This window comes from Aliterella atlantica CENA595 (genome assembly GCF_000952155.1).
GTDB lineage: Bacteria > Cyanobacteriota > Cyanobacteriia > Cyanobacteriales > Chroococcidiopsidaceae > Aliterella > Aliterella atlantica.
This window is the reverse complement of record NZ_JYON01000015.1, coordinates 1-25,636: the sequence shown is the minus strand read 5'-3', so window position 1 is coordinate 25,636 and position 25,636 is coordinate 1. Positions and strand designations below refer to the sequence as shown.

General features: G+C 42.2%; 19 protein-coding genes and 2 pseudogenes. 4 read left to right on the top strand and 17 right to left on the bottom strand.

Annotated features, from left to right (window positions below; genetic code table 11):
• Positions 1–103: 103 nt before the first annotated feature.
• A complete protein-coding gene (locus UH38_RS14570; RefSeq protein WP_045055396.1) occupies positions 104–1,867 on the top strand; it encodes an N-acetylmuramoyl-L-alanine amidase in 1,764 nt (587 codons plus the stop codon).
• A 179-nt stretch (positions 1,868–2,046) separates the two neighbouring features.
• Here UH38_RS14570 and UH38_RS14565 read toward each other — a convergent pair whose 3' ends face one another.
• The 3 genes from UH38_RS14565 to UH38_RS14555 form a co-directional block, all read right to left on the bottom strand.
• Positions 2,047–3,369 (bottom strand): alkaline phosphatase PhoX, encoded by a 1,323-nt coding sequence (locus tag UH38_RS14565; protein WP_045055395.1) that lies wholly within the window; start codon positions 3,367–3,369, stop codon positions 2,047–2,049.
• Positions 3,370–3,518: 149 nt separating this feature from the next.
• Positions 3,519–4,700, bottom strand: coding sequence for an aldo/keto reductase (locus tag UH38_RS14560; RefSeq protein ID WP_045055394.1), 1,182 nt, complete (start codon positions 4,698–4,700; stop codon positions 3,519–3,521).
• A 39-nt stretch (positions 4,701–4,739) separates the two neighbouring features.
• Complete coding sequence (locus tag UH38_RS14555) at positions 4,740–6,446, bottom strand: alpha/beta hydrolase (protein WP_082065395.1); 1,707 nt, start codon at positions 6,444–6,446, stop codon at positions 4,740–4,742.
• Positions 6,447–6,751: 305 nt separating this feature from the next.
• On the opposite strand from UH38_RS14555, the gene UH38_RS14550 reads away from it, so the two are divergent.
• Positions 6,752–8,263 carry a polysaccharide biosynthesis/export family protein gene (locus UH38_RS14550; RefSeq protein WP_045055393.1) on the top strand — a complete coding sequence of 504 codons (1,512 nt, stop codon included), beginning with the start codon at positions 6,752–6,754 and terminating at the stop codon, positions 8,261–8,263.
• A gap of 58 nt (positions 8,264–8,321) precedes the next feature.
• Here the strand turns inward: UH38_RS14550 and UH38_RS14545 are convergent, their stop codons facing one another.
• The 6 genes from UH38_RS14545 to UH38_RS14520 all read right to left on the bottom strand — a co-directional run bounded on the left by UH38_RS14545 (position 8,322) and on the right by UH38_RS14520 (position 17,561).
• The gene (locus UH38_RS14545) at positions 8,322–10,988 is read right to left on the bottom strand and encodes a hybrid sensor histidine kinase/response regulator (RefSeq protein ID WP_045055392.1); all 2,667 of its coding nucleotides are present in this window, start codon (positions 10,986–10,988) and stop codon (positions 8,322–8,324) included.
• Entirely contained in the window at positions 10,989–13,736 is a 2,748-nt protein-coding gene (locus tag UH38_RS24880; protein WP_052672392.1) for a methyl-accepting chemotaxis protein, read from the bottom strand.
• Positions 13,733–14,233, bottom strand: a complete 501-nt coding sequence (locus tag UH38_RS14535; RefSeq protein ID WP_052672391.1) for a chemotaxis protein CheW — start codon at positions 14,231–14,233, stop codon at positions 13,733–13,735. Before UH38_RS14535 ends, UH38_RS24880 begins: the two co-directional genes overlap by 4 nt.
• Before the next feature lie 25 nt (positions 14,234–14,258).
• Complete coding sequence (locus UH38_RS14530) at positions 14,259–14,624, bottom strand: response regulator (protein WP_045055391.1); 366 nt, start codon at positions 14,622–14,624, stop codon at positions 14,259–14,261.
• Complete coding sequence (locus UH38_RS14525) at positions 14,624–15,769, bottom strand: response regulator (protein ID WP_045055390.1); 1,146 nt, start codon at positions 15,767–15,769, stop codon at positions 14,624–14,626. The genes UH38_RS14530 and UH38_RS14525 overlap by 1 nt, the downstream gene beginning before the upstream one ends.
• A gap of 802 nt (positions 15,770–16,571) precedes the next feature.
• On the bottom strand, positions 16,572–17,561 hold the full coding sequence (locus tag UH38_RS14520) for an ABC transporter ATP-binding protein (protein ID WP_045055389.1): 990 nt from the start codon (positions 17,559–17,561) through the stop codon (positions 16,572–16,574).
• A 62-nt stretch (positions 17,562–17,623) separates the two neighbouring features.
• Between UH38_RS14520 and UH38_RS14515 the strand changes: the two genes are divergently transcribed.
• Entirely contained in the window at positions 17,624–17,803 is a 180-nt protein-coding gene (locus UH38_RS14515) for a hypothetical protein (protein WP_045055388.1), read from the top strand.
• A 154-nt stretch (positions 17,804–17,957) separates the two neighbouring features.
• On the opposite strand, the gene UH38_RS14510 is transcribed toward UH38_RS14515, so the two are convergent.
• The gene (locus tag UH38_RS14510; RefSeq protein WP_235355261.1) at positions 17,958–18,704 is read right to left on the bottom strand and encodes a hypothetical protein; all 747 of its coding nucleotides are present in this window, start codon (positions 18,702–18,704) and stop codon (positions 17,958–17,960) included.
• A gap of 74 nt (positions 18,705–18,778) precedes the next feature.
• Complete coding sequence (holB, locus tag UH38_RS14505) at positions 18,779–19,744, bottom strand: DNA polymerase III subunit delta' (protein WP_045055387.1); 966 nt, start codon at positions 19,742–19,744, stop codon at positions 18,779–18,781.
• A 300-nt stretch (positions 19,745–20,044) separates the two neighbouring features.
• Between holB and UH38_RS14500 the strand changes: the two genes are divergently transcribed.
• Positions 20,045–21,607, top strand: a complete 1,563-nt coding sequence (locus UH38_RS14500) for a hypothetical protein (protein WP_045055386.1) — start codon at positions 20,045–20,047, stop codon at positions 21,605–21,607.
• Positions 21,608–21,637: 30 nt separating this feature from the next.
• Here UH38_RS14500 and UH38_RS14495 read toward each other — a convergent pair whose 3' ends face one another.
• From UH38_RS14495 to UH38_RS14480, 6 genes and pseudogenes are all read right to left on the bottom strand, one after another.
• Positions 21,638–22,252 carry a DNA-3-methyladenine glycosylase family protein gene (locus tag UH38_RS14495; protein ID WP_045055468.1) on the bottom strand — a complete coding sequence of 205 codons (615 nt, stop codon included), beginning with the start codon at positions 22,250–22,252 and terminating at the stop codon, positions 21,638–21,640.
• Positions 22,253–22,289: 37 nt separating this feature from the next.
• The gene (locus tag UH38_RS14490) at positions 22,290–23,081 is read right to left on the bottom strand and encodes a glucosamine-6-phosphate deaminase (protein WP_045055385.1); all 792 of its coding nucleotides are present in this window, start codon (positions 23,079–23,081) and stop codon (positions 22,290–22,292) included.
• Positions 23,082–23,091: 10 nt separating this feature from the next.
• Positions 23,092–23,232, bottom strand: a pseudogene (locus UH38_RS28200) (oxidoreductase); the annotation flags it as partial.
• Between the two features lie 33 nt (positions 23,233–23,265).
• Entirely contained in the window at positions 23,266–24,564 is a 1,299-nt protein-coding gene (locus UH38_RS14485) for an RNA-guided endonuclease InsQ/TnpB family protein (RefSeq protein WP_045055384.1), read from the bottom strand.
• Positions 24,565–24,698: 134 nt separating this feature from the next.
• Positions 24,699–24,839 (bottom strand): annotated as a pseudogene (locus UH38_RS28195) (SDR family NAD(P)-dependent oxidoreductase); the annotation flags it as partial.
• A 55-nt stretch (positions 24,840–24,894) separates the two neighbouring features.
• Positions 24,895–25,509, bottom strand: coding sequence for an arginase family protein (locus tag UH38_RS14480; protein ID WP_268748892.1), 615 nt, complete (start codon positions 25,507–25,509; stop codon positions 24,895–24,897).
• Positions 25,510–25,636 lie beyond the last annotated feature (127 nt).

Below are 25,636 nucleotides of genomic sequence, written 5' to 3'. Positions count from 1 at the left end.
TGCCACAGTATTACCTGTTAGCTTTAGTGTAAAAAGTATTGCCAGAACTAGGGCATCCTCAACAACCAAAGCTGACAATTAATCGTTCTTATACTATTGTGGCGTGAGAAAACTTTTAGGATTAGTAGCAACGGGAACTGTAATAGTATCATCCTCAGCTAGAGCAGAACAACCTTTATCAGTTGTGTATCCTCCAGCAGAGCATCAAACTACAGCTAACCAAATATTTTTAATCGGTACAGCACCGCCGCAAGGCAACGTTTTAGTCAATGGTAAAGCAATCGTTCGCAGTCAAGCAGGGCATTTTGCGCCTAGTTTTCCGTTAAAGGTAGGGGAAAATCTATTTACTTTGTACTATCAAAACCAGCAGGTGCAAATTAAAGTCAAGCGACTACCAACAACTGAAGCACCACCAGTAGGATTAGCTTTTGGCAAAGACTCTTTAATTCCAGCCGTTGATATTGCTAGAGTTCCTGGAGAAGTAATTTGTTTTGGAGCAACTGCGCCTGCTAAAGCTACTGTTAATGTTAGGTTAGGCGATCGCACAATTCCCTTACTCCCCCAATCTCAAAACGTACAATTACCGCCCAATTCTGCGGCGCTGACTGGGCAAGACAAGCCTGCAACGGAGTCAATAGCAGGAAAGTATCAAGGTTGCGCTACGGCTTTGCAACCAGCAGATTTAGGACAACCAGAATTTCAGCTAACTTTAAATGGTCAAACTACAAAGCAGTTAGGCACAGGTAAAGTTACTATTCTTTCTCCCCTACAGTTAGAAATTGCTGAAGTTACCGCAGATTCAGGAGTAGCCAGAACTGGTGCTAGTACAGATAATTCTCGGCTGACACCACTGCCTAAAGGTACGCAAGCAGCAATTACAGGTAGGGAAGGAGAATGGTTGCGTTTAGATTACGGTGGTTGGATTAATAGCAATGAAACGCGCGTATTTAAGGGCGTAGTACCCCCTACGTCCATTATCCGCAGCATCCGCGCCAGACAAGTTCCTGGTGCAACAGAAGTAGTATTTCCTTTGCAAGTACCCGTACCCGTAAGCGTACAACAAGGCAACAGCACTCTCACACTAACTCTCTACAATACTACAGCCCAAACTGACATTATCCGCTTAGATGATGACCCGTTAATTTCGCGTTTAGATTGGCAGCAGGTGGTTCCCAACCGCGTGCAATACACTTTTAACCTCAAATCTGCCCAACAATGGGGCTATAAGCTCAGATATGACGGCACAAGCCTGGTTTTGTCTTTGCGACATCCGCCAAAGGGAGATAGGGGGAGATCTAAACCCCTAAGTGGAATGAAAATTCTCCTAGATCCTGGACATGGGGGTAAAGAATTGGGTTCTAAAGGACCGACTGGGTATCCTGAAAAAGATATTAATTTGTTGGTATCTAAGTTAGTACGCGCACAATTGGTAGCCAAGGGAGCCATTGTCTATATGACGCGGGAGGAAGATAAAGATGTATCATTAAGCGATCGCGTCGCAATTATCGATAAACTAGAACCTGCGATCGCTGTTTCTATCCACTACAACGCTTTACCCGATGGCGGCGATGCCATGAAAACTAAAGGAATAGCAGCTTTTTGGTACAATTCCCAAGCACACAGTTTAGCGCTGTTTATGCACAATTATTTGGTCAAAGAACTGAATCGTCCTTCTTATGGAGTGTACTGGAATAACTTAGCCCTAACTCGCCCCACTACCGCGCCATCAGTCCTATTGGAGTTGGGTTTCATGATTAATCCCACAGAGTTTGAATGGATTACCAACCAAAAAGAACAGCAAAAATTAGCAAATGCGATCGCCGATGGGATAAATTTATGGTTTAGCCAATCTCAACAAACACAATAGCTCGCTTGCAGATGTTACTTTCGCTCGTAGTTGGGAAAAGGTTAAAATTCTTTCCCCTTTTCCCTTTAAATTCCCTACTAAACGTTCTTGCAAAAGTAGACAACGCTCTGTAAATTGGCAATCCTATCCCCCTGTAGTCCTCCTTGTCTGTCAAATTATGGACTTATGCAAGAGGTCTATTACCTCCTCCAAGGACCCCAGATTGCAAATGTAATTCCAGGACTTTGAATATTCAAGAACATAGTTCGACCATCTGGAGAAAAGCAAACTCCGCAAAACTCAGAGTCGTTGAGTGCATTGCGCGCAAATTGGTAAAGTTCGCCTTGCAAATTAACGCCGACAACGTAATTTGTGCCGTCTCCATCCTCGCACAAGAATACATCGCCAAAAGCAGACACGATCGCGTTATCAGGGCTTTCTAATACCGTTCCATCGTTTGGTTCGACAAATAGTTCGAGACTACCGCCATCATTTGAATTTTTACCAGGAATGTAGCGCCATACCTGACCTTTACTTGCAGCGCCGCCATCAGTACAGGCAAAATAAAATTCTCCTTTACCGTAAGCGATACCTTCCCCGCGCGAAAATTGTGCTGCTCCTTTGGCAAATCCTTCTACCCTAACTGTATCGAGAACAGGATTAACTTCTGCAATTTTTACCCACTCTACTGCCATTGTTTGACCGACAGTAAAGCCTGTTTTGGTAATAGCTTGAGGTTTACCTTTAATTTTTAAAGCTTCGAGAACGCCTCCTGCTTGCAAAAATCCTGGCTGCTTGGGAATAAAGCGATAGAATAAGCCATCACCTCTATCCTCTGTCTGGTAGACGATACCAGTTTTTGGGTCTACAGCGATCGCTTCATGGTTAAAACGCCCCATTCCTACCAACGGAATCGGGTCTACAAGTCCAGTGGCTCTAGCCGGGACTTCAAAGTTATAGCCATGCATCTTAGAGACGTTGTTAGCGTTACCAGGCGTATTAGTATCTGGGGTAGCGGTACTTTCTTCGCAACTAATCCAAGAACCCCAAGGAGTAGAGCCGCCAGCACAATTACGATAAGTTCCTGCTAGAGAAGCGTAGTCTTTAATAAGTTCTCGATTTGCGCCGACAATCAAAGTCGTTGTCCCACCGCGACCGAGAGCATCGTATTTCTTATTTTCTGGGGCTACAACTGTTGTCCTAGAACCAGGACTAAGTTCGTGATTGCGAACCAAAATAGTAGTTTTTCTAGGTCCAGCAAAAGCCGCCATCCCGTCATGATTACCTGGAACGGGATTGCCATCTTTCATTATTTCCCCAGTTTTAGAAAAGGCTTTGTATCTAAATCCTTGAGGCAAATCTAATAATCCTTGAGGATCGGCTTGCAATGCACCGTAGCCTTGCCCAAATACCGATTTACCTCCAGACTCTCTAGAATATAAAGCTCTTAAGGGAGCCGCAAGCACAACGCTAGCAGTTCCGGCTCCTGCTAGAGTAAAGAATTGCCGCCGTGAAAAACTCATGTGTTCTCTAGACTTTTGTAGTACAAACAAATAGCCTAGTGGAGCTTCATCATGGTGAGGCAAAGGTTAGATTAATCGTAGATTAATTAATCTTAGGTTAAGGCAGTAAAAAAGAGTTGGCGATCGCACTATTACCTAAAACCAGCCTATCACTGCTGGGAAAGGCGTTTTATGCCTTGTCCGCCCAACATTTTGTCAGTTTCAGCAAGTAATCTAGGAATTTGCTGGGCGTGGGGACTTGCAGCCAAACACGAACGCAAGTCTAGTTTGTCTATTTTATCGGCTTTAGCACCAGGGAACCAATGACCGCCCGAACCTAGCAAGTTGTAGCGCATTTTGGCATATTCTGTGAGATCGTAAGCGATCGCCAAATTTCTCAGCCACAAAATGACGGGAATATTTACCCCGCCTGGTGTCTCTTCTGGTTTGGGCAAACCAGTACGCCAAGTTTTTACCCAGTTTTCTCCTAAAGTTGCGATCGCTTGTTGCTCTAATCTTGCCAAAATTGGCGGCAAAATTTCGTCGGCACGCTCTAATAACTCTAAGGTTTTGAGATGTTCGTCAAAATCTTGCGGTGAGCTAGCGCCAATACTTAAGGTATGTACTTGCGAGTGACTCAGGCAAAATAGATCGTTAAATACCATCGGACTTAGAGGCTGGCACAAATCTACTAACTTTTGCGGAGGTTTGTACAACAAGCCGCCTTTATGGGAGGGACTGATAATAAAAACTCCCATGTCATGACGACGAGCAGCGGCGATCGCTTCCCAGTTAATCTGATTGATGTAGTACCAGTGCAGATTTACATAATCAAATTGATTAGTTGCAATTGTCTGCACAATCGTCTCGGTTGCGCCATGCGTCGAAAAGCCAATAAATCTAACTTTGCCTTGAGCTTGCAATTTTTGGGCAATTTCTAAACAACCGCCAGGACGCATACTTTGGTGGAAAGTCTCAGCATCATTAATGCCATGCAAACTCAATAAATCGACATAATCTAGCTTGAGATTTGCTAAGGATTTCTCAAACTTGCGTCGAAATTCCTTCGCATTTTCCTGGGGAGTGACTTTCGTTTGGACAATCAGGCGATCGCGATCGTAAGTTGGTAAGATTTTGCCTAACTGTAATTCGGAAGTACCGTAGCCACGAGCCGTTTCAATATGATTAATCCCTACTTCTATTGCTCGGTTAATTGTTGCTTCTAAATTGCGTTGACTATCTTGAGAAATTTGCCACGCTGGGACATCTTGCCATTTGTACTGATATCTCATCCCGCCGCAGGAAAATAGCGGCATTTGTAACTCTGTGCGTCCAAATCTTCGGTACTGCATCATATAACAAAAGTCAAAAGCCAAAAATTATAGAGAATTTTATTTTTTTGATACTGGTTCTTCAACTAAAGAGGTAATATTAGCTGGCAATTGTGTATTCAAACGCAAAGCAAGTTCTCTAGTAGAGAGAGATTGCGCGTAAGCTGATGTCAAAAAAGGCGCGTAGATTTTTGCTTGTGGTGTTAGCTGTTGGATAAATGCCAAACTCACTCCAGAAGTTAACTGACGCAATGGCTGCACCTCTGCACCTCGACGTTCTCGAACAGATTCATTTAATTGGCTCGAACTACCAGGACTACCTACACTCAAATGCGTAGCGCCAACTGCTGTAAGTAAATACTTAGGATTTGGCAGTTGCGCGAAAGGTCGCAGTTGATGGTTAACAATAGGAGTAACCGCATCATCTGTGCTAGCGAGGATTAAAGTCGGCGTTGCTACTTGTGCTAAACCGTTGTCACCGAATAAATTACCAATTAAGGGATTAAGAGCGATCGCATTTTTGACTCGGCGATCGCGCAATCGATTTTTTTTATCTGGTAAACTTGCGGCGGCGCACTGCAACCAATCTGCGGGTGCTTGTGCTATGGCGTTTGAGTTTTTACAAGCCTGACGCAAACTATCTATATTCAACTCTCCTCCAGCTACCGCTAAAGCTGTGTAACCTCCCAAGGAGTGACCAATTACACTTACTTGTTCGGTGTTGAGTTTGCCTTGTAAAGTACCCGATTGCCGATTAATTTTTGCCAGTTCGTCTAAAACAAAGCTAATATCTTTGGGTCGATTGATAAATTCATTGGCTCCTAGGAGCTTGCTAGGGTCGTTTACCTCGGATGCGGTTAATTTGCTTCTTCTGCTATCGGGGTGTTCTAAGGCGGCTACAGTTAGCCCGTAACTAGCTAAATGACGTGCTAAGTAGCTAAAAAATTTCCTGTCTGCACCAAAACCAGGAGAAATAACGACTAAAGGCGCAGGTGATTTTGCTGCTGAATTAGCAAATAAGGCTGGAACTGGTGCAGAAAAATAGATATCTACGGGGATGCTGCGAAAACGCTGCTTGTCTTGCAGAAATAACGTTTCTGTTTTTACAGTTGCTTTTCCTGGCGCTGCGGGGTCAAAACTAGCTTGAAAAGGAGTATTGCTAGTAACTAATAATTCTTCCGCTAAAGAAGGACTAAGAGCGCGACTTTGTAAGACATTGGGGTTAAATTCCAGCGCTAAAGCGATCGCGCTACTCGCATCGATTGTAATATTTTCTTCTGGATAGGCTTTTAATACTCCCACCAAATTGATGCCGTTAGCTTGCTGTGCGGCGAGTGCTACCGCAGCTTGCAGTTGCGGTAATGTAATATCGGGGATAGCTGCGCCTAAAGACCTTAAAAATTGTCTGCCTGATGGCGAACTCGATACATCAGCAATAAATTTGTCTGCGGCTTCTGGATCTAGTTGCAAGCGACGGTTGAGGATTTCTCTAATTTGTGGCGTTAATACAGAACTATAAGCTTGTAAAGTAGGTGGCAGGTCGCCTGTTTTGGCAAATTGTTCTAATTCAGATACAGCGATCGCTTGTTCAAATGGTCCTAAACGCAGAGTAACTTTTTCTGCAGCGATCGTTATGGGTGTTGCTATTACTTGCCAACCTAACGCCACACCCAAACTCCAGCCCAATCGACGTAAAGTGACAAAATCGCTTTTTTTTTGGTTCTTGCCACTTTTCGCAGATAATAACTTACTTAACCTAAACTTCATAAATAACCGCTGAATTTTAAATTACCTTCTTCGTTCCATTATGTACGCCTGCTCTTTTGCTAGTATTTTTATTCTCGAACTAACCACAGTAGTCGAGCGTTAATTGTCTAAATAACCAAGTAATATTGGGTACATTTATATTTTCAGCAATTAATGGTATTACTAGACAATGCTAACAACTTAAGCTAGCAATAGGAGTTATTAGGAGTAATAAGTAGCACTCAAATACTTAAATTCCCAATTGTGGGAAACAAAACATAAAATAGTTAAGACTAAAAACTTAGAGAATTTACTACATCGCCAACATGGGATCTAAAGGTTTGCCTTTTGCAGTCAGTCAGCCAGTAGTTGCACTATTTACTATCTTGGCGACGATCGCCGTTGCTTGTCCATTACCTAGCAAGGCTCAAGCGCCGCTCAATCCAACTCCGCCTGCAAGTAATCCAAAGCCAAACGTCGTCCAACCACCTGCAGGACAGCCTGTACAACCACCATTAGACTATACCTTGGGCGGAGGCGATCGCATTCAAATCAACGTGTTTGAAGTTCCAGAATACAGCGGCGCTTACCAAATTCCCCCAGGAGGAGCATTATATTTGCCGTTAATTGGTGGTGTAAGTGTTTTAGGACTGACACAAGAGCAAGCAGCCGAAGAAATCGCTGCTAGATATTCTCGTTACCTGCGCCGACCTTTAGTAACTGTAAGTTTGATATCGCCGCGTCCGATTAACGTTGTCGTCGCTGGAGAAGTAAACCGTCCTGGTTCTTACACTGTAGGCTTGCAAGGTGGTGCGGGGGATAATCCTGGAGTACAGTATCCGACTATTGTTGGCGCTCTTACCCTAGCAGAAGGTACGACTTTAGCAGCAGACTTGCGCCAAGTGCAACTGCGAAGAAGGAATGGACTAGGACCTGAAGTAGTAACCAATCTTGACTTAACGCAATTAGTGCAAACAGGTAATTTACCTCAAGATATTACCTTGCGCGATGGAGACACAATTTATATTCCCCCAGCTACAGAAGTCAACTTAGCCGAAATTCGCCAATTTGCTACAGCTAGCTTTGCGCCAGCGACAAATAGACCGCGAACAGTAACAATTGTCGGCGAAGTTACCCGCCCTGGAACGTATGTTGTCGTGGGCGGTTCTGCTACAGGTATTGCGACCGAACAAGGTGGTGGTAGTGCAGGCGCAGGCTTACCGACAGTCTCTAGAGCAATTCAGCTAGCAGGTGGGGTAACATCTTTAGCCGATGTCCGCAACGTGCAATTACGCAGACAAACAAAGTCAGGGACAGAACAAAATCTCACTCTCAATTTTTGGCAACTACTTACAGGCGATACCAATCAAGATACGTTAGTTCAAGATGGAGATACTGTGGTTGTTGCTACTGCTCCCGAACAAAATGCGGCTGAAGCAACTACAGTAGCTACTGCTAACTTCTCGCCAGCAACGATTCGAGTGAGCGTCATCGGCGAATTAAAACGTCCTACAGGCGGTAGTGGCGGCGAAACGCTGCAACTTCCAGCTAATACTTCATTAAATCAGGCGATATTAGCAGCGGGAGGGTTTAACGATTCTAGAGCTAGGAGAAGTACCATAGACCTAATTCGCCTCAATCCCAACGGCTCGATTACCAAGCGTCAAGTAAGAGTCAATTTGTCTCAAGGTATCAACGAGGAAACTAACCCAATCTTGCGCAATAACGATGTAGTAGTGGTCAACCGCTCTTCGTTGGCAAAAATCGGCGATACTATCGGCGCAGTTGGCAATCCTATCCTGAATATCTTTAGTATTTTCAGATTGTTTAGCAACTAATAATCTCCAAACTAGAGGGGAAGGCAGAAATAAGCACTTATTTCTGCCTTCCCCTTGTTTATAGCAGCGCTGCGATCGCTTTAAGCAAGTCCGCAGGTTGGAAAGGCTTGGTAAAGTAATCGGTTGCGCCTAATTGGCTAGCTTTTTGACGGTGCTGGTCGTTTTCCCGCGATGTCAGCATCGCGACAGGTAAATTATGCCAGCGATTGTGAGAGCGGATTTCTCTTAATAAGGTAAATCCGTCCATCCTCGGCATTTCGATATCAGAAATTACTAAATTGTAGGAGTCTCCCGAACGGTTCAAAGTCTCTAAAGCTTCTTTACCATCTCGACATTGTACGACCTGATAGCCCGATTGATTGAGAACTCGGTCTAACAACCGCCGTACAGCAACAGAATCGTCAACAATTAAAATTGTGGCGGTTTCCTGCTTGGTTTCAGGTAAAGAGTGACTAAATGTTGGTAGTTGTTTGCGATTGGTCAGTTCGCCTAAGTAATTGGGCGACAATACAGCAACTACTTCACCCGTTCCTAACACAGTACAACCAGCGATATAAGCAGGAACGTTAATTGTGCTATCAAAGGGCTTAAGTACCAGTTCTCTTTCTCCGAGCAAAGAGTTGACAGCAACAATTGCAGGCTCACCGCCTACATCTAGGACAATACCTAAATGCTGGTTAAATTGGCTAGCAGCAGGGACGCTATCAGCACGAGTATAAGGAAGTAACTGAGTTAGACAAAATAAGGGTGCTGGCTTGTTTTGCCAAATAATAGTTTCTGGTCTTGAGGCATAATCGCAATACTCCGATAAGGCAATAATTTCTAAAATATTTACCGAGGGAATCGCCAAAGTTCTCTGCTGACAGCGACAAAGTAGCAACGGTAAAATACTTAAAGTCAAAGGAATAGTAATTTTAAACTTTGTCCCTTGTTGCAACATGGTTTCTACCTGGACTTTGCCTCGCAATCGCTCTATTTGCAGGCGAACGACATCTAACCCCACGCCTCTACCAGAAAGGTCTGTTACTGTCTCTGCGGTTGAAAACCCTGGCATAAATAGAAAGTCGAGAATTTCTGCGCTGCTAAGGGTAACATTAGAGTCGCATAAGCCCATCTTTACGGCTTTAGCTTGCACCTTTTTGAGATCGATACCGCGACCGTCATCAGCGATCGCAATTACGACCTGATTGCCCTGAACGCTAGCTGTGAGGTTAATTGTGGCAGTTTTAGACTTCTTTGCTTGGGCGCGTTCTGGGGGCATTTCAATCCCGTGATCGAAAGCATTACGCAGCAAATGAGTTAAGGGTGTTTGCAATTGTTCGAGAATTACTTGGTCAATGAGGGTTTCTTTACCAACAATTACCAGTTCTACAGGCTTTTTATAGCGCTGACTGAGATTTTGTAAGGGTGCAGTAAACCTTTGCGCCAGAAATTTAAACGGCACTAGGCGAGATTGAGTTAAGTCACCGCGCAAACCATCTAGTTGCTGGCGCAATTGGTCTAATGCTGCTTGAACATCGCGGGTAACGAGTTCAATATCTGATTTAGTTTCTTGCACGCGCACCATAACTTCTTGTAAGTCTTGTAAAGTCGAGTGAAAGCCCGTGTATTGGTCAAATTGCAACGAGTCAAATTCGCTACCAGTAGTTTCTAATTCAGCAATTGCACTTCCAGCAGCTAATGGAGTTGCTAATTGATCGTAAAAAATCCTGACTTGTTCGTTGATGGGGTTAAGCTTTTGGGCTTCTTTGTTGAGAGTGACATTAGCTTGGTGGAGTTGGGAATGATATAGAGACAAGCGCTCGTGACCGATCAGTAATTCGCCTAGTGTATTGTTCATCCTGTCTAATCTGCTGACAGGAATCCGCAAGTTTAAAGTAGGCGTAGCCGGGGTTTGAGGTTCAACAGGCGTTGTTTCTACGACAGGGGTTGGAGATGGGGGGTTGAGAGTTTGCGATCGCAATTGGCGCATTTGGGCGATCGTTTCAGTAGCGATGCTGGCTAAGTCATTTTGACCCAACTTTGGCTTGAGCGCTTCTGCTGCATCTAACAGCCAATCGAGGCTCAATGTCTGCCCTAACAAAGTACATTCTTCGACAAAGCTTGCTAGTCCTTGTAGCAGCACTTGCTTTTGTACGGGTGGCTGCAACAATTGCTCGACTCTTTGCAGGCATTCTTCTAAGTCCACCTCAAGTATAGTTTTGAGGATGATTGGGTTAATAGCGATCGCCTCGTCATTAATCTCAGTTTCTACTTGAGGTGCTATTTCTTGCAAAAATCCCTCAAGGGCAAGAACTAGAGGTAAAGAATTAGCTACTTCTGCGTCTGTAACTACCTGACTATTAGGGTTATTGGTCGCTTCTGCAACTAAATCTTTGATTTGCTCTATACCCAAAAACAGCAACTCGTAAGCCGTTTCTGTTTGCGCTTCTACCCTACCTGCATCTAAAGCTTGCAGCAAATCTTCTAATTTATGCGCGAGTTTATTTAAAGATGGGAGTTGAGCTATACCCGCTCCACCTTTAATTGAGTGCGCTGCTCGCATTAAAACTGTATATTCGTGCTTGAGATCGCTTGGGTTAGTTGCAGAGGGATTGGCAGCAAAAGTAACTATGCGCTGCATTCCCTGCTCTAACATCGTCAAGTAGTCGGGCGCATCTTCGTACAGAAAGCAAGAACGGGCTTCTTGCAAAATGGCATCTAAACTAACTGCATCTAGTACCATTTATTTTGCTACCTGGAAACGAGATACTGAGTTTTGTAATTCTTCAGCAACGCCAACTAATTGCTTCAAGGAAACAGATACAACTTCTGACTCGTTAGACGTATTTTGAGCGATCGCTGCTACTTCTTGCATGGTTTTGTTTACCATCTGCGAGGCTTGCGTCTGAGAAACGGTACTTGCAGAGATTGATTGCAATAGTTCGTCAATTTTGTTGCTGATAGTGGCAAGTCCTTGTAAAGTCTGCTTGGTTTTACCGACTAATTGAGTACCTGTAACTACCTGGGTTGTGCTAGCTTCCATTGTTTGCAACACTTCCGCTGTTTCTACTTGAATGGTGCTAACAAGTTGCTCGATTTCTTTGGTTGAGTCGGTGACTCGTTCTGCTAGGCGGCGGACTTCATCCGCTACTACGCGGAAGCCTTGACCGTTTTCACCCGCGCGGGCGGCTTCTATTGAGGCGTTAAAAGCTAGCAAGTTGGTTTTTTCGGAAATCCCGGAAATAATACTGACGATTTTGGAGATTTCTTGCGATGATTCTGCCAAGCGCTTCACTTTTTTAGATGTTTCTGCTACGCTAGCGCGGATATTTTGAATGCTGCCTACAGTTTTATCCATAGTCTCGCCGCCATCTTTAGCTGCTAATACAGCTTCGCGGGCGATCGCTGCTGCTTTTTGAGCAGAATCGGCTACCAATTGAATTGATAGTCCGATTTCTTCTACAGAGCTAAGAGCTTGATTGACAGCTTGTGCCTGAGTTGTTGCTTCCTCGGATAGTTTGCCTACAGTTGCTTCGCTACTAAATGTTGATGCTTGTACTTGGCTGCTGGCTACTTTTACTTGGGTAACAATTTCCCGCAGACTGCGAATTGTAGCATTGAAAGCATCGGCAATCGAACCCATCGCGTCCTCATTTACTTTGGCTTGAACGGTTAAATCGCCTCGTTGTGCGCCTTCAATTTCTAGCAACAGTCCAATTACACCTTGCTGCAAGTTTTCTTTTTCTTTGCGCTGTTTTTCTGCCTCTTGTCGGCTTTGCTCTTGCTGCTCTCGCACTTTATTAAGGTTTGCCTCAATGCTTACCGCCATTTGATTGAGTTCTTTTGCCAACACGCCAATTTCATCTTGGCGATCGGTATTTTCTAGTCTGACTCCTTGTTCTCCTTGGGCTACTTGTTGAGCAAAACTCGATAACTGCCTCAAAGGACGGACAAAATAACTAGCGAGCCAAGTAGCGACTAGAGCAAGTAACACCAAGCTGCCTAGTCCTATGCCGTATGCAAGTAATTGTTGGCTGCGGAGATTGCCTTCGATCGCATCTAGAGACTCGCCCACATAAGCCATGCCTACAGGTTTAGCTTGGGGGTTGAGTTGCTTTTGATGGTCGTATATGGGGCTGTAGAATGTGAGGTATTCCTGCCCGATAATATTTGTTTTGCCGTTAAAATCTTCACCCTGGTTAAGCACTTTATCGGCTACTTCTCTTGCTACCCGCGTGCCTACTGCTCTAGTTGTGCGATCGCTATACGGTACGTTTGTCGCTACTCGCCAGTCACGGGCAAATACTGTCGCTGTATCTATGGCGTAATTTTGGCTAAATTTATCGACTAAATCGTAGTTGCGGTTTTGCAATGCGCCAACTATGACTGTTCCTACTACTTTGTTGCCGATTTTGACTGGACGCACAGCCATACTTACTAAGCCGATTTTTCCTTCTTCGATGTCGTAAGTTCCGGCGGGAAATGGTGTTTTAGCTTCAGGTAAGTTATTAGTAGGCTGCGCCCTTAGTCCAATATCTGCTTGTTTTTCCAGTCCTAGACTTTGCAGCGATGCTTGTTTGAGCAACTCCATTCCCGATAATGGCTGTCCTGTTTTTAAGACAGCTTGTACGATGGGAATATTTTTTAAATTCGTTCCTATGGGCAAAGACTGGACTACGCGATATTTTTGAGTGCTGGCGTTTTTTGTTGGTAGTAAGTTGTTTGTAAAATCGCCATCAATAATTTGCACTTCTTGTCCAACTACCCTACCTTGGTTGTCGGTGAAGATTTGAAAGCTTTTGTTAGATTCAGGATTCTCGCCATTTTGAATCTTGAGGGAATTTTGGATAAAAGTGCTAGAACTTGCTACCTGGCTGGGATTGCTCAAATCCAGCTTAGTTGCTTCTACTAAAGCGGCTAAGTTTTCTGCCTTTGTTTCGCTTTCTACTTGCGTCCACAAAACGTACTCGTCCCTGAAAGATGAGCCATCTTTTTGCAGAGAGGCTTTAAGGTCTTGCAGAGCGCGGTTGTGGTTGAGGGTGACAAGTCCCTGGGTTACAGCAATTACAGGTAGCGCTCCGCTAGCGACTAGAAAGATTGCTAGTTTGGTGCGGAGGCTTAAGTTGTCCCAAGTTTGACGCAGTGACTTGGTAGGAGCAAATTGCTTTTTTTGAGGTTGAATCGGTTGCGCTTGGGGCGAAGCTTGTGGCTCTATGCTGGGCGCGGGTAAAATGCTACTCTCCGGTAAATCTAAAGCTTCTAAAGCTTTGAGGGCAATAGCTCCCATCGAGCCTGCGGGGTCGGCATCAACTACTTCTTGGTATACAGCTTTTGCTGCGCTAATTCTGCCTGATTGCTCTAGAGCAGTAGCTAAACTAATTTTACTGACTAAATCTGTTGAATCAAGTTCGACTTCAGCTTGTAGCGAGGCAATAAGCGACTCTATATCCTGGGAAGTTGTGCCATAAGAATTATTATTTGTAGTTGTCATAAACTATTTACCAAGTTAGAAAAAATTTCAGAGTGAATATTATTTAAAATTGCTTGAGTATCGATTACAGAAATCGCTTCTTGTTCGATAAGTGCGATCGCTGAGGAAAATGCTTTTAAAGTAGGGAAAATATGAGAATTCGTAGATCGAAATTCTGCTGAATCTAAACCAATAACTCCTTTTAATGTTGATACTACACAACCAAGCTGACGGTTTTGGTTTTCGCTTAAATTGTGAGAATCGTTTAATACTAATAAAGTTAGATTATCTTGAGGTCTGATAGTTTTTTCCGATGGTGGAATTTTAAGTAAATCGCCAAGCTCCAAAACCCATAAAAGTTTGCCGCGCTGATTTGCTACTCCCAGTAAAGCTGGAGAAACTCCTGGAACCGGGCAAATTTCTCCATAAGTTAGGGAAATTACTTCTCTGGTACTGTCCAATGGCAAGGCAACTTTGAGCGATTGGCGCAGTTGCACAAAAAAATAGTCGTTCAGCATGAAACTTGAAACCTAAAGGCACGAATTAATTGAGATGTTTGCAGACAGTTTGCACTAAATTGTTAGGGACAAAAGGTTTTGTAATATAGTCATTTCCGCCTTGGCGCAATGCCCAAAATTGATCGAATTCTTGGTCTTTGGAAGAACAAAAAACGATCGGTACGTTTTTGAGTTGAGCATTGGCTCTAATTTGCCGACATAAGTCTAAGCCACTTAGTCCAGGCATAATAATGTCTAAAACTATGACATCGGGCTGTTGGTTTTCGGCTAACCAAGTTAAAGCGAGTTCCGCTGATTCTGCCAGGGCAACTTTTAAGCCTGACTGTTGCAATAAAGATACAATTAAACGTTGTTCGGCGCGGGAATCTTCGACAACTAATACAGTTTTCATTAACTTGCCTCTATTTGAGAAGAATTGACTAATTCATTCACGACACTAAGCAGTTGTTGAGGCTGAAATGGTTTTGTGACATAGCTTGTTGCCCCTACCATGCGAGCGCGAATTCTGTCTACTAATCCATCTCTTCCGGTCAACATTACAATCGGAACTTCTTTTAGGGCGCTAGATAAGCGCAACATCCGGCAAAGTTCGTAGCCGTCTATTTCTGGCATAGAAATATCCATTAGCACTAAGCTAGGCTTATCTCTGACTAGCGTTGTTAATGCTCTTGCTGGTTCCATTATTTCTATGACTCGATAGCCAGAAGACTCTAGAATCAGCTTGACGTTGCGCTGTACGGTTTTACTATCATCAATACAAGCAACAATCGGTCTGTTATCGTTTTGAGAACTGCGGTAAGGATTCATGCCGATGATGTCAGCACGAATCAATGGTTGTAGGAAAATAGCTAGTTTCAAAATATCCATTTTTAACTTGGTAGCTACTTCATACAAACAGTAGTTTTGACTGAGCGTTTGAGTTAAAAAGTCAATTTGTTGCGGCTTACCAGTCTTTCTTTGATATACAGCTTGAGCGAATTTTTCTAATTCTTTAATAAAAGGGCGGTGAAAAGGAGATGGAATATCTACTTGCAGTTGCTTCCATTGATTGATTGAGTTTTGCAAGGGAGCAACAGTTTGTTGCAGCGAAGCTGAGAGTAATAAGGGATCTAAACCAATTTTTTTATCAAAGCCAAGCTGGACTTCAGGCAAGGTGAGTGTATGTAAAATAGCTTCTTGAGATAGCAAAAAAAGTAATTGTCTAACTTGTTGCAAGGATAGTCTTCCCGATTGCCAACATTGACAAAGGTACTGGTAGTCTGATTGCGGCTTTTCTAACTGCGAAAATTCTAGCTGAGGGCAATTTTGCTGTAGTAAATATCTAAAACGTTCCTGCTGCCCGCCAATACTGCCCGCATAAAGAACTTGTCCATTGCCTACATAAATGCGCCAATATATAGAATCTACGTTGGGATCGCGAATTGTCAGTTGCCCAGAAAGCTTTTTTTTGGCAATCTCGTGTAAGGCTTTGGCAGCCGATACGTTTGATTTGGTAGAGGTCGTAGATTGTGTTTGGGCTTCAATAGGATCGACCATTGCGGAAACTCCTACAGCAGGATGCATAAAATACATTTAATAGGTACAAGTACAACTCAAAATTCATATAATTGGCATTGACAAGGACTTGCCCGGTCAATAGTCGCACTCAAGTGAGTTCCTCTTAAAATTAACGCTACCTACGTTGTCCGCGTAACCGAGATTTTACTGATAACTTGGCTGATGCATAGACGGTATAGGGGAAATTACGGCATAAAAACTTGATTTATTTCTTGATAATATAAGTAGAAAAATAAGGACAATTACTTAAAATTAGCTCAACTGGCTTTAGAAATATTTAGGCATGAACTATCAGGAAACAATCCTAGCTATATGTACGTACGTAGATATGTACTGATTATTACTTAGTCATGTATTGAGGGCTTGTCTGGAAAAAGAAGCCGCAAGAGAGTTAATGCCCAGTAGATTTGTACAACTAAGGTATCTAGATCGAGTTAACAAATAAGTCTTATACTTAAACTTAAGTATTTTACGTAGATCGAAAGTGACAGACTTACTGGCGATGAAAATTGAAAAGAGCGATCGCTTGCCATAACTGCAAGTTATAAAGATGGCGATGTATGAGGAAAAATAATAATTGCAGATGCAAGGATTAGGCGTTTTAGCGATCGCTCTAATACCTTGGCACAAGGTAACAGTAAAAGATGCATAAACTAGATTGCCATCAGTATATATACGGTTAAAAGTTAAGGAACTAAAAACCTTTGGCAAATTAGCTCTCAAAGATTCATCAAAAAATTGCATTAATAAGTATCAAGACGATAGCTATAATTCGGCATATTTATGAGCGATCGCTACCTGACGCGTTTAAGTTAATCCCGTTAGCTTGGAGTTGGTGCAAAAAGAACTCTTCTAGAGACGGGCGAGACAAGTTTAGAGATAAGATTTGCGTGTCAATCTGTTGACGATGAGCGAGAAAATCATCAAGCTGGTGAGGGAGAATTTCACCATACCAAGTGCGATCGCGTTCGCAAGTTAGCGATGATATCCATTTATTGAGTAACTCTAAGTTACCGCCCTTACCTTTGATGTGGTAGGCGTTAGCTGTACCGAGTAGTTCGTCAAGAGAACCAGCGCAGATCAATTGTCCTTGCGCCAAAATAGCCACGCGATCGCATATTTGCTCGACTTCAGACAAAATATGGCTATTGAAGAAAATCGTCTTACCTTGTTGTTTGAGCGAAAGAATAATATTTCGCATTTGATAGCGCCCAATCGGATCGAGTCCTGACATTGGTTCGTCTAAAAATACCAATTCAGGATCGTTAATTAATGCTTGCGCCATCCCTATGCGCTGTAGCATCCCTTTAGAATACTGACGCATTTGCTTTTTTCTCGCGGCGCTTTGGGGCAATCCGACTAATTCCAATAGTTGAGGAATCCGATGGCGTTGCACTACGCTAGGAATTTGAAACAACCCTGCTGTCATTTGCAAGCATTCCCAGCCTGTTAAATAGTCGTAGAAATAAGCATTTTCTGGTAAGTACCCTATGCGCTGCTTGACAGAGCGATCGCCTAATGGTTCATTTAATAGCAACCCGCGTCCAGATGTAGGGCGAATAATGCCTAATAGCAGCTTGAGTAAGGTAGTTTTACCTGCGCCATTTGGTCCTAAAAGCCCAAAAGTTTCGCCCTGATAGACGCTAAGAGAGCAGTTTTTTAAAGAAGTAATTTTTTGATTGAGCCAAAAGCCAGTAAGATAAGTTTTGCCTAGCTCAAACGTCTGCACTACTAACGGGCGCGATTGCATATTAGGTTCATCTGGCTGCATCTGGCTTCACCAAGTTCTGCGGAAAATATCTAATATATAGTTAAACATTGACAAAAAATTAAATGGAACGTTCAAAAATTGTTGCTGTAGTTACTGGTGCGATCGCGCTATTTTTGGGCATCGCTTATTTAGTTATCGTCCAGTTTCTCGACTTTCGCGGCGAGATGTTACCTGCACCCCAAAGTCAGCTAGTCCAACCGAGCGTAACAATTGCCCAAAGTTGGGACAATAGCGATTTATAGTGTAGCCGATCTATATAGATCGGCAATAGCGAACCAAGAGATATTGATTCGCTATTTTTAGACCTGATAATCTTGCTATCTAACAGCGACCAGTATTTACGCCAAGCAAACGTCTTAAACCTGGTAACTGGTCACTGACAAACTGGTCACTGTTTTAACGCGCCTCCAATACTAGCGGCGAAAATAACCGCGTCTCTGGATCGTATGCCCAAGCAATGCCTTCAGGATCGCGGGTTTTAGTCCATTCGGAAAAATCAGCATCGTCTCTACGTTTGTAAATTGTGCTGGAGTGGACATCGAGCCTTTTGGCAAGATCCGATTGAATCAAAGCAGATGAGTCAGAGGCAGCTTCATCTGATGCTTCCAGGTTTTCGGGTGCTTCAGAGTCAGGAGCGCTTGGAGTAGCTATTGATTCTTCTGAAAGTGCCAATTGCTCGGTATGTTGGCTTTGGGGTAACGATCGCACAGGTTCGCTGTCATCTAGGATGCTGCCCAGAATACTTGCGGTCATAAAGTAGTAAATTGGATCTTGGCTTTCGTAGTTGCGGCATTGTGCGCCGAACTCGTGGGCTTTGCTTTCTAGGTAGCGTTTGGCTGTTGCTGCACTAAAGTTTGCTTTCATTGCCAAGTCTAGAGGCGTAATCGAGCCTTGGTTGTGCTGAATCAAATTGTAAAAGAGCGGATCTACCTGTTGGCTCCATTTTTGCCATTGGTATTGCTGCCAAAGGTTCAAGCCTACGCTAAACAAAAGTAAAGCCAAAATTATTCGCCAGGTGGCAAATAGGAAAACAATCAAAATTGCGATGGGCAAAATAAGAATGAGTATTCCGCTACTGCTGTTGTTATCTATTGCTTTTTCATTCATGCCTATTTTTGCAAGTTGACGCTGCGGCAAAATCATCTTAATTTTTGCTTAAATTGGAGTCAATTGATTATTGCCTTGGCAAAAATTGACAAATCTATTTTTGCTTGATGTTAATTAGTGGGCAAAAGCTCCATCAGCGTCACTTCCCAAACTAAGCGCGGTTGGGCGTAGCTAAGTAATGATTTGCGGGCTGATTCTAGTTGCAAATGCGGGGATACAGCAATTTTGCCAGCGAGAAATTGTTGCCAATAATTATGCTGGAGATAGTCTAATAACCAAAGTTGCTGCTCGGTATCTAAAGCTTTATCGACTTGACGGGCAATTTCTAGGGCTGCACGTAAAGATTTGGGCAAATCAGATATTTTGCTGAGTAATTCACTGGGAATTTTTTCAATTTGCTGGGCTGAGGCGATCGCTTGCCCTGGGCTTCCTTGAGCGGTATCTATTAAAGATGGATATTGCTGCAAAATTGCTTCGTTACCTGTTTGGCGCAACACTTGAGCGATTTGTACTGGGTTAAGGCGATAAAAGGGGATTTTTTGACAGCGGGATACTAAGGTAGGCAATAATGATTCAACGCTAGGGGCAATTAAAATTATTGTTGCTTGTCCTGGTTCTTCTAAGGTTTTTAATAAAGCATTTGCCGCTGCTTCTGCCATTGTTTCGGCTTGTTCTATAACTACTACTAGGCGAGGTGCGACGCTGCTGCGGCGGCTGAGAAACTGCGCGATTTCCCGAATTTGCTCTGTACGTATTGTGGGCGGGGCTTTGCGCTTTAGACCTTTTTCTGCTGCTTCTGCACTACTAAGGCGCTGTCCTTGATGAAGATATGTAGGCTCTACCCACAATACATCGGGGTGGTTGCCTTGACGCAAGAGATTTTGAGTTTGGCTTTGCTGCGCGGAGGGTAAGTTCGAGCAAAATAGTTGCTCTATAAAACATCGCGCAGCTAAAGCTCGTCCTATGCCATCTATACCTGCAAATAAGTATGCAGGGGCGAGGCGATTTTGGCTTATTGCTTGAGTTAGTAGTTCGACAGCTTGAGATTGCCCGACGAGGGGAGTAAAATAATTCATAAAAAATTATAGATCGTCGTAGTTTTTGGCGATCGCTCTTTAATTTAAAAAACATCGAACTACAGAGATAAACAAAACGGTTCGAGATGTAACTAAATTATTAATCCTACTATGTTATTAGAGCGATCGTTCCTGCTTCGTTAGCTTGCTATTGACATATATATTGCTAGTATGCCGCTATGCTATGAAACTATTGGAGGCGACAACTTAGCTACGACTATTATATTATGGGAGGGAAACTAACTAATTGAAGTTAGGCTATTAACTTGTTTTAAAAAATATGATTTTATACATTCACCTATGAGAATAAAACACAAATCTTTATTAACTGTAAGTTTATTGCTAATTTTAGCTGCTTTTTGTTACCTACCTTTTACTTACAAAAATATAGCAGGCGAACGAGACAGCTTCCGCATGGTTATGGGAATAATCGACTCAGTTAAGTCTGAAAAACCTTTAGGTAGTCCGTTACTTTATGGTCGAAATATTTCTTTTGTTTACTATGCATTAATAGATATTTTTAAACCGATATTTAAGGATGATTTTGCCTTGATACTTCCTATAATGAACTACATAAGTTCGTTGAGTGCTGTATTAATGGTTATTCCAGTTTTTTTTATTGTAAGAAAATACTGGGGAATAACTACAGCTATATTAGCAAATATTTTTCTAATACTTATTCCTGTTTGGTGGAGTACAAGCCTCTATGGACATCCAATGCTTCAAGCAATATTATTGATGTTTGTAGGTTTAGCATTAATTGGGTATAGAGCAAAATTAGCTTATGTAGAAGCCAGATCGAGCAAATTAATACTGTTAGATATCTCTATTGTTACAGCTTTTGCTTTATGTCTAATGTTTAGGCTTGATGCATTATTAATGTTTTTACTTATTCCAGGTTGCTTAATTCTCGAACGATACCCTCTACCAAAAATTGTTTCTCAATCTATTTTATATTGTTTTTTGCCAATAGTTATATTTTTAGTGGCAAAGTCGCAGCTTCCAGAAATTACTACTAAAAATAGTGATATAGTTACGGATTTGCTTTTTTATCACGGTCCGGATCGAATAATTGATAATTTAATAATAGGCACAAAAAGCTTTATTAAAGCCTGTAACCCATTGTTAATTTTTGGCACTGCATTGTCTTTTATTTATTTAAATTTCAGGCGCAATTATGCAACTTCATTATTCATTTTTCCGACAATAATTGTTAATTATGTTTTTTGGTTGCCCAACCCTTATCCGGCTCGACATATTATTTATATAGCTCCACTTTTAGCAATTGCTAATGCAGTATTTATCCAAGCAAATTTGAATAAACTAATTGCCTTATTTTCTAATAAGAAAATTTTGGCAATACTTTGTTCCTTAATTTTATTTTTTGTAGTAAAGATTAGTTATACAAATTCTTATACGCCTCCTTATCCTTATTGGAACAATCAAATTGTTACTACCAAACAATTAGCGAATATTTTACAGCAATTGCCGCCAAAAGATCGGAGAATTTTTGTAGTTTATGATTCAATTCCTTTGGTAGTAGAAATGCAGCTTTTAGATGAAAAAGTGGAGGTTGCTCCTATAAATACATCAGTATTAACAGACACTCAACTTAAATATTATAAAGATGATAAATTTCTAAAACTAGATAGTAAAAAATCTATAGGACTACTCAATGTTCGGAATGAAAATAATAATTTTGTATTTTATAATCAAGGTTGGAATAGAAATGAAGTTACTAGGTTTTTTGCAGAAAACGATGATTACAATGATGTTTATTTATTAATACAAAAGTTAAATCCAGAATTTGCTATCAATCCTGCTAATTTGTCTAAAAAGTTATTGCTTTTAAATGTAGACTAGCTTAAGTAGAGAGATGTAAATAAATCTACATCATTTTAGCTCTAGACTTCGCCACAAGTACCATGAAGCAATGCTGCGATAGGGTTGCCAGTTTTGCCCTAAGTTTACAATTGTCTGCCGATTGGGAAGCTCTGGCAAACTGTATATTTTCCTAATTGCTGCGCGTACGCCCAAGTCGTCAACGGGCAAAACATCTTGGCGCTGGAGACGAAAAATTAGTAACATCTGTACCGTCCAACGTCCTATTCCTTTAACTTGAGTTAGAGTTTGCACGATCGCTTCGTCATCCATTGTTTCTAATTCAAGCAAAGTTGGCAATCCATCTATTACCTTTTGAGCTAAATCTTTGAGATAAGTGACTTTGGGACGCGATAAACCTGCTTTTAACAACAATTCATCAGGAGTATCGAGGATATCTAGGGCAGTTGGCGAAGGCTGATGAGGGTAAAGTAGTAAAAACCGACGATAAATAGCCCCAGCAGCTTTAGTAGAAATTTGTTGGTGGATAATTGCTCTTGATAGGGCAGCAAATAAGTCGCCTTGCTGGATAACTTCATCTAGCCTACAGCGACCAATTTGGTCTATTACTTGCCCTAAAATTGGATCGGATTGCTGGAGAAATTTGACAGCTTCTTCGTATTGCATAGATTCAGTTGAGAAATGCCAGCATATTAGAGCGGTGCTAAAAATCATCTAATTCGCTAGCTGAATCCGCATCGAGAAACAAAGTTGCTTGAGCTTGCGATCGCAATACAGAAGCAGGAAGATCGCAATTAATAGGCGATCGCAACATTTTTTTGACAATTGCTGCTTTATGCTTATGGGTAGCAAGACAAATTATCTTTTTCGCTGCACAAATGGGTGGAATTGTCAAAGTATAAGCGTATTGCGGCACAGCTTCAACGTTAGGAAAATGCCCTTCACCTACTTGCTGTTGGCGCGTGGCTAATTCCAATTTAACCAACTTTACCTGCCGAGCATCGTTAAAATCTGCTACTGAAGGCTCGTTAAACGCCAAATGTCCGTTTTCTCCGATACCCAAACAACATAGATCGATTGGTTGAGCTTGCAAAAGTTGCGTGTAGCGATCGCATTCTGCTAGTGGTTGCATAGCATCGCCTTCTAAATAGTGAAAAGCGGCTGGATTGACTCGCTTTTCTACTCGCTGCTGTAAGTAACGCCGGAAACTAGCGCTATGATTAGCATCAATGCCTAAATACTCATCAAGGTGAAAAAAGACAATCCGCGCCCAATCTAGATCGCCTAAGGCAATTAAAGCATCCAAAAACTTAATTTGCGAGTTGCCCGTAGCGAGAATTACCCTAGCCTGACTTTGGTGCGCCAGAATATTTTGCAAATAGTTGTGGGCGATCGCTGCGACATCAGAAGTTAGTTCAGTTTCTTGGTGATAAAGGCGCACCGATAACTTATCGACTTGAAAGCATTTGACAGCAGGAGGCAGTTGTTCGGACATTATTTGCATCTCACATAGGAACTGTTGGCGGCATACCGTTATCTCGGGGGCGAAGTTGCAGCAAAAAGGGAACAGCTTTTTTTACCCAACTTTGAATTGATGTGTAACTAGCAGCTTCTTCACCAAAGCATATATCCAACATATCAGTATGATTGACCCTCCCCTGACTGAAGTTTAGGGGATGCTAAAAGGATGCTACCTGGCAGGCTAAAGCCGTGTTGCGCCGCGTTTTCCTTTCTAATTTAAGAAGATTAATCCTTCTTGGGGCAGTCAAAGACCCTCTAGACACTCCGGTAAACCCATTGTGCTTACTTTTTCTACCGATATTCAGTGAACCATTCAAATCACTATTAACCAAATGTCCATCTTTTGTTTTGTACAATCCGCGTTTAATTCGTAACCCAGAAAACTGATATTCCTTGGGATTGTCGGCGTTGTAAACAGGTATTTCGTCACCATCAATCGCACTTGCAATGCTGGTGTAACTCTCTTCCTGTTCAATATATTTCAACCCGTATCTTGCACACATTGCCTTCAATTTAGAGCGCAACGAGTGAAACGGGATTTGGACAAAGTTTTGGTTATTGCACTTACCGATGTTGATTTCCTGTTTAATTCCAGGATTGTAGCCAACAACCATCTGTGCAATCTGGTTGCCCTTGCAGTGATTTACTATAAACCGTGCCGTCTTGTTCAGATAATCTCTGACTTGGTTATTGCGTTTTGCCGTGAGCTTCACTTGTTGGTTAGTGATGCCTTTAATTCCTTGCTTGTCCTTAAGGGATTGCAGTTTGGCATTGCGCTTGTTGAACCACTGGTTAATAGATTTGATTGGTTTACCATCCACAAGAAAGGATGCCCCATTGGTATCAACACAAGCTGCGAGATTATTAACTCCCAAATCAATACTAATAGCACTATCGCTTTTAGCTTCTATCGGTTCCGGTTCTACTGCACTGATAAATTCAACCTCAAAATATCTAGCATTATATTTTGGGTGAATTCTAACTTCCTTGATTTGATTGATGTTAAGTCTTTTTGGAAATGGAATCCAAACTTCTCCAAATTGCTTTCTAAAAGCATTGGACATTGGCACCCTGAATTTTCCCTCCTTAATCACAATCCTCGGAATTATCAGCAAGAAATGTCCTTCTTTTGGCAGATAATTAGGCAGCTTCACTTTTTGGTGATAACTTCCATTTTTAACTGCACTTATCAATCCGTAGAAGCTTTTAAAAGTTCTGTCCACTACCTTCAATGTTTGCTGTGCAATATCTGTGTTGAGACCTTTGTAATTCTCATTTGTCTTGCACAGATGGTAAGCAGACTCATAACGCAAGTGTTTATGTTCCTGAAAAAAGTATTGCCGCACAGTGTACAACCCCACATTGTAGAGGTTCTTACTCAATCGACACAACTCACGCAAACTAGCAAATTCAGACTTACTGAGTTCTCTAATTTGATTCTTTTGCGTTAGGTACATAAACAATTTTTCGCTATAGTTAATAGTGTACAGCGAAAGACTGCTTAAATCAATCCTGCGACACAGCAGACTTTAGTCTGCCGCTCGCTTTTCCTCCCAGGGTTAAAAACCACTGGGTTTCTAAGCTCCCGTAAGGTTTTTATGATTCCAGGATTGAGCGGAATAGCAGCCATCCCAGTCGGTAATTCTTGGGCGAGAGAACGAGTTAGCCCTTCAATTGCCCACTTAGAAGCGCAGTAGGGCGCTACATGGGGAGAAGTAAAACGTCCCCAACCCAAGAATATTGGTTGTTCAAAAAAATATTCCCAGTTATCGCTAGTTGATTTTTTGTCAACTTAGCATATATTTGAGCATATTAATAACTATTTCAGCCATGCTATTTTTAGAGTCAACTAAAGGATTTATTTCTGTTATCTCAAGTCCGCAGAGATTGGGGAGTTGCCACAGCTTTCTCAACAAAAATGTTGCTTCTTCTAGTGATAATCCATTTTGAGCAGGGGTACCAGTGCCTTTTGAAATTGAAGGATCGAGGCTGTCGACATCGAAGCTTACAAAAATTAGATCGCACTGTTTCAAGCGATTGGTAATTTCATTTGCATTGAATTCTATTCCATGTTGCTTTATATTTTCTGGAGTTATACATTTAATGCCTAACTCTTGAATGATATTTCGCTCTGCTGGATCTATATCTCTTACTCCCACAATTACTACGTCGCTAGCATCCACATTGTCTCCAAGTTTTTTAAATTTCTCCCAATATTGACATTCGCGTTGGCTTGGATTCCTAGTTTGGTTTTGCCTATTGTCAATGCCTGTTACAATTGCAAGCGGCATCCCGTGCATATTTCCCGATCGGGAAGTAAATGGAGTATTAATGTCCGGATGTGCGTCAATCCAAACTATGCCTAGTTTTTTACCTGGGTAAGCTTCTCTAAAGCCAGCAATGATATAGCTCTACGCAAGAACATTAGGACAGTCTTTGAAGGCGGCATCAACACAATCACGAAAGTTATCAAATTCATCCCATCGCTGCCGCATCCAATTGTTCAGGACAAACCGCGAAAGCTTTGCG